This is a genomic window from Pseudomonas sp. SDO5591_S426, assembly GCF_054070755.1.
In genome coordinates, this window is record NZ_JBSVXD010000028.1 from 32,906 (window position 1) to 45,264 (window position 12,359).

Annotated in this window: 11 protein-coding genes and 1 riboswitch; of the genes, 5 read left to right on the top strand and 6 right to left on the bottom strand. The window is 58.1% G+C overall.

What is annotated here, in order from left to right:
* Positions 1 to 23: 23 nt before the first annotated feature.
* Positions 24 to 1,433, bottom strand: a complete 1,410-nt coding sequence (gene ahcY / locus ACW9JC_RS08885) for an adenosylhomocysteinase (protein WP_457454725.1) — start codon at positions 1,431 to 1,433, stop codon at positions 24 to 26.
* A gap of 23 nt (positions 1,434 to 1,456) precedes the next feature.
* Positions 1,457 to 1,555: riboswitch (S-adenosyl-L-homocysteine riboswitch) on the bottom strand.
* Positions 1,556 to 1,753: 198 nt separating this feature from the next.
* Between ahcY and ACW9JC_RS08890 the strand changes: the two genes are divergently transcribed.
* Positions 1,754 to 2,158, top strand: coding sequence for an acyl-CoA thioesterase (locus tag ACW9JC_RS08890; protein ID WP_457454726.1), 405 nt, complete (start codon positions 1,754 to 1,756; stop codon positions 2,156 to 2,158).
* Positions 2,159 to 2,230: 72 nt separating this feature from the next.
* Positions 2,231 to 3,109: a formate/nitrite transporter family protein gene (locus ACW9JC_RS08895; protein WP_457454728.1), complete on the top strand. Its 879-nt coding sequence runs from the start codon at positions 2,231 to 2,233 to the stop codon at positions 3,107 to 3,109.
* Between the two features lie 46 nt (positions 3,110 to 3,155).
* Here the strand turns inward: ACW9JC_RS08895 and ACW9JC_RS08900 are convergent, their stop codons facing one another.
* Together ACW9JC_RS08900 and ACW9JC_RS08905 are read right to left on the bottom strand one after the other, a co-directional pair.
* Positions 3,156 to 5,165, bottom strand: coding sequence for a patatin-like phospholipase family protein (locus ACW9JC_RS08900; RefSeq protein WP_457454730.1), 2,010 nt, complete (start codon positions 5,163 to 5,165; stop codon positions 3,156 to 3,158).
* A 233-nt stretch (positions 5,166 to 5,398) separates the two neighbouring features.
* Positions 5,399 to 6,580: an MFS transporter gene (locus ACW9JC_RS08905; RefSeq protein ID WP_457454731.1), complete on the bottom strand. Its 1,182-nt coding sequence runs from the start codon at positions 6,578 to 6,580 to the stop codon at positions 5,399 to 5,401.
* Between the two features lie 299 nt (positions 6,581 to 6,879).
* On the opposite strand from ACW9JC_RS08905, the gene ACW9JC_RS08910 reads away from it, so the two are divergent.
* Both ACW9JC_RS08910 and ACW9JC_RS08915 read left to right on the top strand, forming a co-directional pair.
* The gene (locus tag ACW9JC_RS08910; RefSeq protein ID WP_457454732.1) at positions 6,880 to 7,713 is read left to right on the top strand and encodes an EamA family transporter; all 834 of its coding nucleotides are present in this window, start codon (positions 6,880 to 6,882) and stop codon (positions 7,711 to 7,713) included.
* 31 nt (positions 7,714 to 7,744) lie between these two features.
* Positions 7,745 to 8,128: an MAPEG family protein gene (locus tag ACW9JC_RS08915; protein ID WP_338583637.1), complete on the top strand. Its 384-nt coding sequence runs from the start codon at positions 7,745 to 7,747 to the stop codon at positions 8,126 to 8,128.
* Positions 8,129 to 8,197: 69 nt separating this feature from the next.
* Here ACW9JC_RS08915 and mltA read toward each other — a convergent pair whose 3' ends face one another.
* Positions 8,198 to 9,370, bottom strand: a complete 1,173-nt coding sequence (gene mltA / locus ACW9JC_RS08920) for a murein transglycosylase A (RefSeq protein ID WP_457454734.1) — start codon at positions 9,368 to 9,370, stop codon at positions 8,198 to 8,200.
* A 128-nt stretch (positions 9,371 to 9,498) separates the two neighbouring features.
* On the opposite strand from mltA, the gene ACW9JC_RS08925 reads away from it, so the two are divergent.
* Positions 9,499 to 9,948: a c-type cytochrome gene (locus tag ACW9JC_RS08925; RefSeq protein WP_416127653.1), complete on the top strand. Its 450-nt coding sequence runs from the start codon at positions 9,499 to 9,501 to the stop codon at positions 9,946 to 9,948.
* Between the two features lie 85 nt (positions 9,949 to 10,033).
* Here the strand turns inward: ACW9JC_RS08925 and ACW9JC_RS08930 are convergent, their stop codons facing one another.
* Positions 10,034 to 10,429 carry a DUF1090 domain-containing protein gene (locus ACW9JC_RS08930; RefSeq protein WP_338583634.1) on the bottom strand — a complete coding sequence of 132 codons (396 nt, stop codon included), beginning with the start codon at positions 10,427 to 10,429 and terminating at the stop codon, positions 10,034 to 10,036.
* A 99-nt stretch (positions 10,430 to 10,528) separates the two neighbouring features.
* Entirely contained in the window at positions 10,529 to 12,208 is a 1,680-nt protein-coding gene (gene ligB, locus ACW9JC_RS08935) for an NAD-dependent DNA ligase LigB (RefSeq protein ID WP_457454737.1), read from the bottom strand.
* Between the last annotated feature and the right edge of the window lie 151 nt (positions 12,209 to 12,359).

The window sequence follows — 12,359 nt, forward strand, 5'->3', positions numbered from 1 at the left end:
GGGAGAGCAGGCAGCGGATCCGATCAGTAACGGTAAGCGTGCGGCTTGAACGGACCTTCGACCGTCACGCCGATGTAGTCGGCCTGGGTCTTGGTCAGTTGAGTCACGACGCCGCCGAAGCCACGGACCATTTCCAGGGCCACTTCTTCGTCGAGTTTCTTCGGCAATACTTCAACGGTCAGGCGCTCGGCTTTCTGGGCTGGCGACAGGTCGGCGTACTTCTGGCCAAACAGGAAGATCTGCGCCAGAACCTGGTTGGCGAACGAACCGTCCATGATGCGGCTTGGGTGGCCAGTAGCGTTGCCCAGGTTAACCAGACGGCCTTCGGCCAGCAGGATCAGGTAGTCATCGTTCTGCGGATCAAAATCGCCAGCGCCGGTACGGTGGATCTTGTGAACCTGCGGCTTCACTTCTTCCCATGCCCAGTTCTTGCGCATGAAAGCGGTGTCGATTTCGTTGTCGAAGTGGCCGATGTTGCAGACAACGGCGCGCTTCTTCAGGGCTTTGAGCATGTTCGAGTCGCAAACATTGACGTTGCCGGTGGTGGTCACGATCAGGTCGATCTTGCCCAGCAGCGCTTTGTCGATGCTGGCTTCGGTACCGGTGTTGATACCGTCGATGAACGGCGAAACCAGTTCGAAACCGTCCATGCAGGCTTGCATGGCGCAGATCGGGTCGACTTCGGAGACTTTGACGATCATGCCTTCCTGACGCAGGGACTGAGCCGAACCCTTGCCCACGTCGCCGTAACCGATGACCAGTGCTTGCTTGCCGGACAGCAGGTGGTCGGTGCCGCGCTTGATCGCGTCGTTCAGGCTGTGACGGCAGCCGTACTTGTTGTCGTTCTTGGACTTGGTCACCGAGTCGTTGACGTTGATGGCCGGGATCTTCAGCTCGCCTTTGGCCAGCATGTCCAGCAGGCGGTGTACGCCGGTGGTGGTTTCTTCGGTCACGCCGTGGACGCGATCCAGCACCTGCGGGTACTTCTTGTGCAGCAACTCGGTCAGGTCGCCGCCATCGTCGAGGATCATGTTGGCATCCCAAGGCGCGCCATCCTTGAGGATGGTTTGCTCCAGGCACCACTCGTACTCTTGTTCGGTTTCACCTTTCCAGGCGAAAACCGGGATGCCGGCGGCGGCGATGGACGCTGCAGCCTGGTCTTGAGTCGAGAAAATGTTGCAGGACGACCAGCGTACTTCGGCACCCAGGGCAACCAGGGTTTCGATCAGTACGGCAGTCTGAATGGTCATGTGGATGCAGCCGAGGATCTTCGCGCCCTTGAGCGGTTGCTCTTCGGAGTACTTGCGACGCAGACCCATCAGGGCTGGCATTTCGGATTCGGCGATGATGGTTTCGCGACGGCCCCAGGCAGCCAGGGACATGTCGGCGACTTTGTAGTCGGTGAAATCTGCAGGCGTGTTGACAGCGCTCATGAAGAGCCTCCATTCGTAATGTATGCGAATGGGCGCCGTTGTGCGTTTAGTGTCCGGCCGAGGCCAGGCAACGCCCCATCCGAGCCTGACAGGTTGAACCTGCTGCAGCGCCCCTCGGACAGGTGGCGGGAAAACGGTATCAAGTGGAAGTTACCGTTTTGAAACGGGGGCGATTATAGCGGGCTATGCTGATCTTCCAAAGGGTTTCTGTTGGTCAATGTCCGAACGGTAATCGAAGCCATAGTCGATGCTTGATAGAGCTCTGGCGCGGGCTCTGCCATGATTGCGGGCATCAATCGGCAAGACGGTCAGGAGTGAATATGAATTTCCACACCCGCAAATGGGTTAAACCCGAAGACCTCAACCCCAACGGCACGCTGTTCGGCGGCAGTCTTCTGCGCTGGATCGACGAAGAAGCGGCGATTTACGCCATCGTCCAGTTAGGCAACCAGCGCGTGGTCACCAAGTACATTTCTGAAATCAACTTCGTCAGTGCTTCGCGTCAGGGCGACATCATCGAGCTGGGCATCACCGCTACCGAATTCGGTCGCACCTCGATCACCCTGACTTGCGAAGTGCGCAACAAGATCACCCGCAAGAGCATCCTGACGGTGGAGAAGATGGTTTTCGTCAACCTGGGTGAGGACGGCTTGCCCGCTCCCCATGGCCGGACCGAGATCAAGTACGTCAAGGACCAGTTCAAGGATGACGGCAGCGTCGATTAATTCGAGCAAGACGAACGGAATCTGAACCGCGCGGGTCGTAACTACATCGCACGCCAGCGGTTCAGGAGTTCCATGGACACTCGAAAAGACGGCAAGACCCCCGATCTCTCGGCAAAAGAACAGCACGAGGTCGAAAAAAACCAGCCACCGCGCGCGGCGGTGCTGCACGAAATCATCCGGACTCAAGGCGATAAGGAACTTGAGCGCAGCATTGCCGCTCTGTGGTGGTCGGCGTTGGCGGCAGGGTTGACCATGGGCCTGTCGCTGATGGCCATGGGCTTGCTCAATTCCCGCCTGCCGGACGACGAAGGTTTCAAGGTGATCGCCAGTTTCGGCTACTGCGCCGGCTTTCTCGCGGTGATCCTCAGCCGTCAGCAACTCTTCACCGAAAACACCCTGACCGCCGTGCTGCCGATCATGAGCAAACCCACCCTGGGTAATTTCGGTCGATTGCTGCGGCTGTGGGGTGTGGTGCTGTTCGGGAACCTCTGCGGCACCTTGCTGGTGGCTTACGTCATGCTGGAATTGCCGATTTTCGACAGCAAGACCGACGTGGCCTTCCTCGACATCGGCCGCAAGGTCATGGAAAACCATGCCAGCCAGATGTTCGCCAAGGGCATTATCTCCGGTTGGATGATCGCCACCATGGTCTGGATGATCCCCTCCATGGAGAGCGCCAAGATGTGGATCATCATCCTCATCACCTACTTCATGGCGCTAGGGGATTTCACTCACATCGTGGTGGGTTCGCTGGAGGTCGCATACCTGGTATTCGCCGGTGAATTGCCATGGCAGGATTTTTTTCTGGTCTTTGCCGGCCCGACGCTGGCGGGCAACATCATCGGTGGCAGCTTTATTTTCGCGTTGATCAGCCATGCGCAAATCCGCAGTGAGTCCGGCGCGCCAAAAGATAAGGGAAACCAAGCCGAGCCGGAGTCTGATGAACACTAGCCGGGCGAGGCCTCAAAAGCTCGCCCGACCGAATGGCACGTAGTTTTTATCCGCCGGGAATCACCCATGCTCGGGCTTGATCGACTGTTGTCGAATTGAACGGGCGTGACGAGTTAGGGAAGTTGCGCGAGACGTACTGATCGGCAATCCGATTGAGTACAGCGTTGTAACCCTCGGCGCTGGTAGTTTCTCGCAGGTCAACGATTGCTGCCTTTAACAGCTTGACGTTTGAATCAGGCTGGTCAAGACGGTACAGGGAAGGATAGATCACTTCGCGAATGAAGTTTTCGCTCTTGGTTACGATGTCGCGGGCGCCCATTTCTTTGATAGCTGCGGTTAAAACAGCAGACTTTGGCCCTGTTGCCTTGGCATCCATGCGTTTAACGGCTTGAAGCAGCTCCATGTAATCCGGAACGTTTCCATGGTTGAGCTTTTTCGCCAGCCATTCAATCTTGCCCGGCGTGTCGCCGAGTTGATCAAGAGCGTGAATTGCATCTTTCAGTGGAGCAGTGAGGTTCAGCTTGTCGGAGCCTGTGGCTTTCGCCTCGATCAAGGCTTGGCTTAAGTCCGTCATCGTCTGTTGAGATTTTTGGCGGAAGTCGATGACTTCTGCGCAGCCGGGATCGTTTTGCAGTTCATTCGCTGCAGCTTCGAACATTTGGTCATCGAGGGCCAGAAGTGCGCCACCGATGGAGTTGAATGTGTAGGTTTCGCCGCTTTCATGGCGTTTCAGATATTCACTCACCTCAACTTCCAGTTTTTGCTGTAAGTGGTTTTTGTGCTTCAACGGCATGCTGAAGTTGACGGTGCCATTGAACGTACCCGTAAAGTCGCCTTTTTCAGTCTTCAATGGAACGACGATTGTTTGCTTTTCAAAGGCCTTGAGGCCGCTTGCTTCTTGTGCGTCCCGAGCCGCGTAGCGAACGCCGACGATTTTATCGGCCAGTGCCGAGCCCACGGTCCCACGATCTTTTTTGGTGTCGTTATTCCCGCTCTCGAACTTGAGGATTAGCTGATCGCTTTCGGGAATCGGACTCATTGGAAATTGAGGTTCGTAAAGGTCCAGAACCGGTGTGTTGAGCATGATTCCGCCGTCCTGGAAGGACGTTAGCTCTCCCTTAGTTTGAAAGGGCAGTCCCTGTTCCGAAGGCTTCTGAAAAACGACGGGCAACGAACCTGATATATGGGCCGCGCGGGCTACATCCATATCCGGTGTCAGACTGGCATTGAACACCACCATTTGCGGGCGTCCGTCGAGCATGGCCGTTCCGGTGATGTTCAGTTGTTTGATTTCAGGCAGCTCTTTGCTGAGTGTCGCCAGATCGCCGAATGTCACATAGCCGTTGGTGTTTATTTGCTCAACGCAGTCTTTGGTGGCCTGTGAAAGCTGTCGCTGCGGATCGTTAAGGGCGTGTTTGAAGCGTGACTGAACAGACTCAACCATTTTCTCGTGAAGCAGTTCTTCCAGCGGTGCGGCTTTGGACTGGAGGCGAGGCATCAGATCGAGCAGCAGCCGTCCAATGCTACCCGCCTTGCCGGGGACTTTTGCGATGCCCTTGCCGATGACGGAGCTGACGTGCTGAATCGGCCCGAGAATCTTGTTGTGACTGTCGAGCAGTGCGACGAGGTTAGTCTCGTCCGACATCTTGTCGAAGTCTGCGTGGCCCATGCCACTGGCCAGAAAAGCCGCTGAAATGGCCCCGGCCGATGAGCCGGAGATAGTGCGGATCTTGTCCAGCACCTGGTCGGCCTCCAGTGCCTTGACCATCCCCGAGAAGGCGACGCCCTTGGCGCCGCCACCACTGAGTACCAGGCGCTCGATGTCGGGGAGTTTCAGGTCCATCTCGACAACGCCGTCTTCATAGCGCCGGATAGTCAGCGCTCGATCTGTCACGCAGTGCACCAACACTTCGCACGTACCCTGTCCGATACGCATGGAACCGTTCTGAAAGTCTGCGCAATCATTGTCTATCGGGGTTGTGGGTGAGTTGTGATCGGTGGTGTTCGCGACACTCAAAAGACGTGTCGAAATTGATTGGCTGATGGCACCAGTCATGTTTGCCTCTTCCTTGATAAATGTTCGGAAGCGACACTTTAGCCCCGATGCGGCGCAGCAAAACCTCACGCATCAATTGGCAATAAAGCCGGGGAAGACCAGCAAAAAAATACCTGAAACGCTCTGGCATAGGCCATTCCGGTGCGCGTCAGTAATCGGCTATACGGTTTGGAAAATATTCACACAACGCCTGTCCCCGGTGCGTGGGTGTCCGCGGCCAATTTCTGATCGGGTCACGGCTCAATCTGGACCAGGTTTTTTTCTTCCCCTGCTCTCCGGCGTTGCAGGTAGATATAGAAGAGCGCGGTCAGGACGGTCAGACCGCTGACCAGTGCGCCGGTCCAGGGCAGATCCGCCAGATCGGCTCCGCTGGCTACTACCAATCCGCCAATCCAGGCACCCGCCGCGTTGCCGAGGTTGAACGCGCTCTGGTTCAGGGTTGAGCCGAGGTTAGGGGCTTCGTGAGCCTGATCGATGATCAGCAGTTGCAGGATCGGACACAGGGCGAAGGCAAATATTCCCCACAGCACCAGCGTGATCGCTGCCGGGACAACCGAGTGGCTGGTCTGGCTGAAAGCGGCCAATACCACCACCACGGACAGTGCCATACCGACCAGTGAAGGCAGCAATCGGCTGTCGGCGAGACGGCCGCCGAGCATGCTGCCCGCGGTCAGGCCGACCCCGAACAACAGCAGCATGATCGTCACGCCGTGGGGGCTGACGCCGGTGATGTCCTGCAGAATCGGCGCGATGTAGGTGAATACGCTGAACAGACTGGTCGAGGCCAGTACGCTCATGCCCAGAGCCAGCAGCACATTGATCTTGCCCAGTACTTTGAACTCGCTGGCGAGGTTGGCCTTGTCCATGGCGATGTCTTTCGGCAACCAAACCCACTGCGCGATTACCGCGATCACGCCGATCACCGAAACGGCCCAGAACGTCGAGCGCCAGCCGGCGTATTGTCCGAGCGCAGTGCCCAGTGGCACGCCGAGCACGTTGGCCAGGGTCAGCCCGGTAAACATCATGGCAATCGCCTGGGCCCGTTTGTTCGGCGCGACCAACCCGGCTGCAACCACTGAGCCGATCCCGAAAAACGCGCCGTGACACAGCGCCGTGACCACTCGCGCTGCCATTAACGTTGCGTAGTTTGGCGCCAGGGCACAGAGCATGTTGCCGAGGATGAACATCAGCGTCATGCCCAGCAACGTGGCTTTACGTGGCATGTTGGCGGTACCGACCGCGAGGATCGGCGCGCCGAACACCACGCCCAGGGCGTAACCGGTGATCAACAATCCAGCATGGGGAATGCTCACCGCGAGATCGCGGGCGACATCGGGCAGCAGGCCCATGATGACGAATTCAGTGGTGCCGATGCCGAACGCGGCAACAGCGAGGGCAAGCAAAGCGAGTGGCATGCGCAAGGTCTCTGTCGGTAGTCTTGACGCTCTGATCAGGCATACGCATGCCGAAGACCGTTCTCGACGAGAGCGGGCCAGGGCAGATTTTTATTGGAATTAGTCTGTGTGCAACTGAGTGCGGCGTGGTCGTTTGCAGTATAAACAGCCGCTGACATATGGCGAATCAAATCTCCATCCGCTTTATGTAGGAACTGCCGAAGGCTGCGATCTTTTTATTTTTAAAAAGCACGATCAAAAGATCGCAGCCTTCGGCAGCTCCTACAGGTGGAAATTGGGGTAACAATAAGGAGTGTGCCGTGCTTGCGACGGCGTTGGTGTTGGTGGCGGCGCTGTTGCACGCGGCGTGGAATACCCTGATCAAATTCAGTGCGGAACGGTTGCTGGTCGTGGCCTGCATGGACAGCGTGGCGCTGCTGTTTGTCGCCATGATGTTGCCGTTTGTGTCCTTGCCGCCGCTGGAACTATGGCCGTGGATTCTGGCCTCGGCGGCCTTCGAGTTGCTCTACCGCTATTTGCTCATTCAGGCGTATCGGGTCGGCGATCTGGGGCTGGTCTATCCGCTGATGCGCGGATTGTCGCCGCTGGTGGTATTGGCGCTGACGCTGGTTTTTGCCGGCGAGGTGCTGACGAACCAGCAGATCTTCGGGATCCTGCTGATTCCACTCGGTATGTTGTGCCTGCTCTGGCAGGGCGGAGGTGGTGCGCGCCTGCCGTGGTCGATGTTGCCGGTGGTGGCGCTGATCGGCCTGTGTATCGGTTGCTACACCTTCATCGATGGGCAGGCGCTGCGGCGTTGGTCGCATCCACTGGATTATCTGGTCTGGGTCACGCTGCTCAGTGCCTGGCCGTTCCCGTTGCTGGCGTGGGTGCGCAAGCGGCCGGCCTTCAAGTTGTTCTGGCGTGAACAGTGGCGGTTGGGATTGGCGGTCGGTTTCTGCGTGTTGTTCAGCTACGCTCTGGTGCTGTGGGCCATGCAGCTGGGCTCGATTGCCGAAGCGGCGGCCCTGCGTGAAATCAGCGTGATTCTGGTGGTGCTGTTCGGCATGCGCTACCTGAAAGAACCTTTCGGCCGACCCAGGCTTCTGGCCTGCGGGCTGGTGTTGATCGGCATGCTGGTGATGAAATTCTGACTGCTCTGAAACGTGAAAAAGGGACTGCTTTATGACGGTTGCTCTGTGGTGCATCTTGATCGCGATCTTCCTGCCGTATGTGTGCACGGGCGTGGCCAAGATCAGCGGCGGATATGGTTTGAGACACAATCATGACCCTCGGGGGTTTCTTGATTCCCTGGAAGGTCTGGGCAAGCGGGCGAATGCGGCGCAGCTGAACAGCTTTGAAGTGACGCCAGCGTTTGCGGCTGCAGTGATCGTGGCGCATCTGGCGGGCAATGCCGAATTGGTGACGATCAATGTGCTGTCGGTGTTGTTCATCACCAGTCGTCTGCTCTACATCATTTTCTATCTGACGGACCTGGCGACGCTGCGGTCGTTGATGTGGTTTGTGGGGATGGGGCTGATCGTGAGTTTCTTTGTGGTGTCGGCTTAAAAGAAGGATCAAAAGATCGCAGGCTGCGCCAGCTCCTACATCGAGCGTGCAGCCTGCGATCTTTTGTTTTTAGAGCTTGTCGGCCACTTGAGGCACTTGCGGCAGCGCTGCGCCTTTTGGCCAAAGCATCCAGATTTGCCCCTGCTGCTTCATGTCTCCCGCCAGTTGCCCGGCCGCATCGCCGGTGCCCCAGAACAAGTCAGCACGCACTTCGCCGGCAATCGCGCCGCCAGTGTCCTGAGCAGCGACCGGTCGAACCAATGCAGTACCGTCCGGTTTGGTTGTGGATAACCAAAGCAGACTGCCCAACGGAATCACCTTGCGATCTACCGCAGCGCTGTATCCCGCAGTCAGGGGCACATTGAGCGAGCCGCGCGGCCCTTCGTTGCTGTCCGGGTTGCGAGTGAAGAACACATAGCTCGGGTTGCTGCCGAGCAGCTCTGGAATGCGCGACGGATTAGCCTTGGCCCAATTACTGATCGCGCCCATGGTTACGTCTTCTTTTTTCAGCTCGCCTTGCTCCACAAGCCAGCGACCGATTGGCCGATACGGGTGGCCATTCTGGTCGGCATAGGCAATGCGCAGCTGGCGACCACTGTCGAGCTGGATACGACCCGATCCCTGGATTTGCAGGAATTGCAGGTTCATTGGATCAGTCAGCCAGGCCACTACCGGCGCCTTGACTCCGTTGGTTTCGATGGTCGCGGCATCGTCGTAAGGCTTGAGCACTCGACCTTCGAGCCGGCCGCGCAGGCGCTTGCCTTTGAGTTCCGGATAAATGCTGTCGAGCGAGACGATGATCATGTCTTCGGGGACGCCGTACACCGGGATGTTCGCTGTGGCGGTCTGGGTCAGGCTGCCGGGATAAACCGGTTCGTAGTAGCCGGTGATCAGGCCGTTGGGGTTGTTGTTGGCGGCGCGCAGGCCGTAGACGTCGAGGTTCTGCTTGAGAAAGCCGCGAATATCGCTGGCCGTTTGCGGCACATTGGCGGCGGCTGCGCACGTACCGCCCCAGACCGGGTCGGCCTTGAGTCGGGTGCAGGCGCTGCGCCATGAACCGAAACCGGCGACGAGGTCGGTGTCCGACACTGCCGGCAGCGCTTCCCATGTAGCACTGGAGTAAGTGGCCAAGGCATGGGTTTTCGGTTGTTGCTTGTCGCCACCGGTGCAGCCTGCGAGCAGGGCCACCATCGGCAGGGTCCAGGCCAGGCTGTGACGCCACGCCTTGAAACGGCTGTTCATGGAGTAATTCCTTTGCCGGTTGCCTGGGTGCTCCATGCGCTCAGGCAACCCGTATTGATAATAGGGCTATTGGTGTTTGCCGATGACACGAGGATACTGGCCGCCGTTTCCCGTGACCTGAAGCCACCATGACTCTCAAAAGACTTTCTGTTGTATTGCTGGCCTGTTTGACCTTGTCCGCTTGCGGCGGTGTCGATCCCAATTCTCCGCTCGGTCAGCGCAAGGCCATTTTCAAGCAAATGCTCAAGACCGGCGAAGACCTGGGCGGCATGTTGCGTGGGCGTATTCCGTTCGATGGTCCGAAGTTCGCTGACGGCGCGGTGAAACTCGACGCGCTGTCCCATGAGCCATGGAAGCATTTTCCTCAGGTGCGTGAAGAAGACCACACCAGCGCCACAAGCGATGTCTGGGACAAGCAGGCACGTTTCCAGGAAATGGCCCGCACCCTTGAAGCCGCCACCGGTGAATTGGTGATCGCCAGCCAGGTCCAACCCTACAAGGCCAGCAACCTGGGGCCGGCGGTGCAGAAAGTCGAAGATGCCTGCAGTGCGTGCCATAAACAGTTTCGGGATCATTGATTGCTGAAAAGTTCGCAGCCTTCGGCAACTCCTACAATGGAATGCGAACTCCTGCAGGAGTTGCCGAAGGCTGCGATCTTTAGATTTATTTATCCAATTCGTCGACAGCTTCCTGCAACTCCTTGCGGGATTCGGCGAGTTTGTCTTTGCGCTTGTTGATCTTCTCGGGGTCGCCTTTTTTCATGGCCTTGTCGAGATCAGCCTGACGCTTGCTGACTTCGTGCTTGGCGTCGAGCACCTTGTTTTCCCGTTCTTTCTTCAGCGAGGCGTCAGTGCAGTTGGCGGTGACTTCGCTCAAGGCTTTTTCCAGGCCTGCCTGCTGGTCGGCATTGCCATGGGATTTGGCCAGTTCGATCTGGTTGATGATGCCTTGCTTCTTGGCGGCACAACCGGTCAGGCCCGGGGCGTCTTCGGCGGCCATCAATGGAGCGGCCATTACGCTGCAAAGGGTCAACAGGGCCAGCGGTGAAAGAAATTTCATAAAAGCTCCATGTGAAAAGGCAATCGGGTCGAAGCGGCGATGGCTTGTTTGAGCCCATCAGTACTATTGGGTTCCCGGGTGGGAAGGCATTGTCGGTGGCTAAAAGCCGTCAATCCCTGCCTCACGTAATGTTTCACTCAAGGCCAGGACCTGTGGGTCGCGGAAAAATGAGCTCAGTTGTGTCGCGCGTCCGGGGCCGATACCAGGTTCGGCCTGCCAGTGTTCGGTGCTTCGTTGTGCGAGCGCCTGCCAGGAATCCGCGAGGCGTGCCTGGCCGGTCGGCGGCATGCCCAGCGCTTTGAGCCAGCGGGCGAAGGGGCGTTGCCGGGCACTCTCGAAACTGCTCGAAAGGCGCGCAGCACTGCGCTCGCCGAAACCATCAATGGTAGCAAGCTCTTGAGCATCGAGGGTCAACCAATCCAGCAGACCGTTCAGACGGCCTGTTACAAAAAGTTTTTCCCAAGTGCCAGGGCCGACGTGGGGCAAGGCCAGACCCTGCTTGCCACTGAGCCAGGTCAGACGGGCGAGAAACTGACCTTCGCATCCCGTTGTCGGCTGCCAACAACTCAGCGCATGAAAATCCGTCGCCAGCGGCACACTCAATTCCGCACGCTCGATGCTGCGCGCCACCACCGAGTCCAGTCTGGGAATGGTCAGGCCGGCCAGGCTGATGGCGACCTGGTCGCCCGGTCGAATGTCCAGCGTTTGCCAGCGTTGCAGGGAACTCACACTGACGCGTTTGATTAATCGGTCATCGAGCATCACCGGCGTCAGTTCCAGTACCGGGGTGATTCGCCCGGTCCTGCCGATCTTGAACTGGACCTTGCGCACTTCAGCCAGTGCCTGGGCGAAGGGGTACTTCCAGGCAACGCTCCAAAATGGTGGTTTGGCATGCCAGCGTTCGGCGGGTGGGCGCTGGTTGTGCCGCAGAACGATACCGTCGCTGGCGAATGGCAGGGGCGAGCGATACCAGTGATCGCGCCACTGCTCGGCATCGGCAAATTTGTTGATGGAGTGGCTGTACGGCGTGGTTGGCGGAAAACCCAGTTCCTCCAGCCTTTCGATGCGCTCCGACACACTAGCCGGACCTTCGGGCCAGTCCCAGATAAACAGGCCAATCCCGGTCGCCTGCTCGGCGCTCAAATTCCTGCGGGCCATTAAACCTGCAACCGTGGTGCGGGCATTCAGGCTGCCGGCCTGGGCCTGAATGTGATCGGTCAGACGCCAGTAGAGTTCGCCTTGCACCAGCAGGTCCAGCGGCTGTGAGAGTCGCTGGGGAATGGCGGCGATCTGTTGCGCCGGAGCTGTCCAGTCCTGGCCGTGCGTACCATCGCCGCGACTGATGGCTTGAATGAACACACCATCGCGATAAATCAGGGTCACGGCAACGCCGTCGACCTTGGGTTGGACCCAGATATCTGTACGGTCACGCAGCCAGTTTTCGACCGCTTGCCCATCGCGCAATTTGTCCAGGCCGGTATGGGCGACGGGGTGCGCGAGCGTGCCGCGTGCAGTGCGTAACGGTTCTGCGGATGTACTCAGGTTGAAGCAAAGGCGCCATTCGCTCAGACGCGCGCGGGACTGATCGTAGAGTTCGTCGGCGACCAGTGAACGGCCTTCGCGGTGATAGCTGTCGTCCCAGGTATCAACCTGTTTTTGCAGTGCGGCGATTTCGTTCGAGGCGCGTTCGGCTGGCCAGTCGGGGCATGTGGCGGCGTCCGCACTCAAGCCGGAAAAGCTCAGTACAAAAATGAAAAACAGGTGCAGGTTAAAAGGCATCGTGAGCTTCCTTGCTCAATGGGTTGCCTGAAGATTAGGAAGGATTTCTGAGCTCGCTCGGCCGGATGTTTTTCAGTGTGTTTCGATGCTGGAAGGTCAAAAGATCGCAGCCTCCGGCAGCTCCTACAGAGTTCTCCAGCGAACACAAAAC

What these genes read in the sequence shown, in the direction of transcription:
- ACW9JC_RS08895 (WP_457454728.1), top strand. Translation starts at nt 2,231, where the DNA reads ATGGACACTCGAAAAGACGGCAAGACCCCCGATCTCTCGGCAAAAGAA.
- ligB (WP_457454737.1), bottom strand. Translation starts at nt 12,208, where the DNA reads ATGCCTTTTAACCTGCACCTGTTTTTCATTTTTGTACTGAGCTTTTCC.
- ACW9JC_RS08915 (WP_338583637.1), top strand. Translation starts at nt 7,745, where the DNA reads ATGACGGTTGCTCTGTGGTGCATCTTGATCGCGATCTTCCTGCCGTAT.
- ACW9JC_RS08890 (WP_457454726.1), top strand. Translation starts at nt 1,754, where the DNA reads ATGAATTTCCACACCCGCAAATGGGTTAAACCCGAAGACCTCAACCCC.
- ACW9JC_RS08905 (WP_457454731.1), bottom strand. Translation starts at nt 6,580, where the DNA reads ATGCCACTCGCTTTGCTTGCCCTCGCTGTTGCCGCGTTCGGCATCGGC.
- ACW9JC_RS08930 (WP_338583634.1), bottom strand. Translation starts at nt 10,429, where the DNA reads ATGAAATTTCTTTCACCGCTGGCCCTGTTGACCCTTTGCAGCGTAATG.
- mltA (WP_457454734.1), bottom strand. Translation starts at nt 9,370, where the DNA reads ATGAACAGCCGTTTCAAGGCGTGGCGTCACAGCCTGGCCTGGACCCTG.
- ACW9JC_RS08925 (WP_416127653.1), top strand. Translation starts at nt 9,499, where the DNA reads ATGACTCTCAAAAGACTTTCTGTTGTATTGCTGGCCTGTTTGACCTTG.
- ACW9JC_RS08900 (WP_457454730.1), bottom strand. Translation starts at nt 5,165, where the DNA reads ATGACTGGTGCCATCAGCCAATCAATTTCGACACGTCTTTTGAGTGTC.
- ahcY (WP_457454725.1), bottom strand. Translation starts at nt 1,433, where the DNA reads ATGAGCGCTGTCAACACGCCTGCAGATTTCACCGACTACAAAGTCGCC.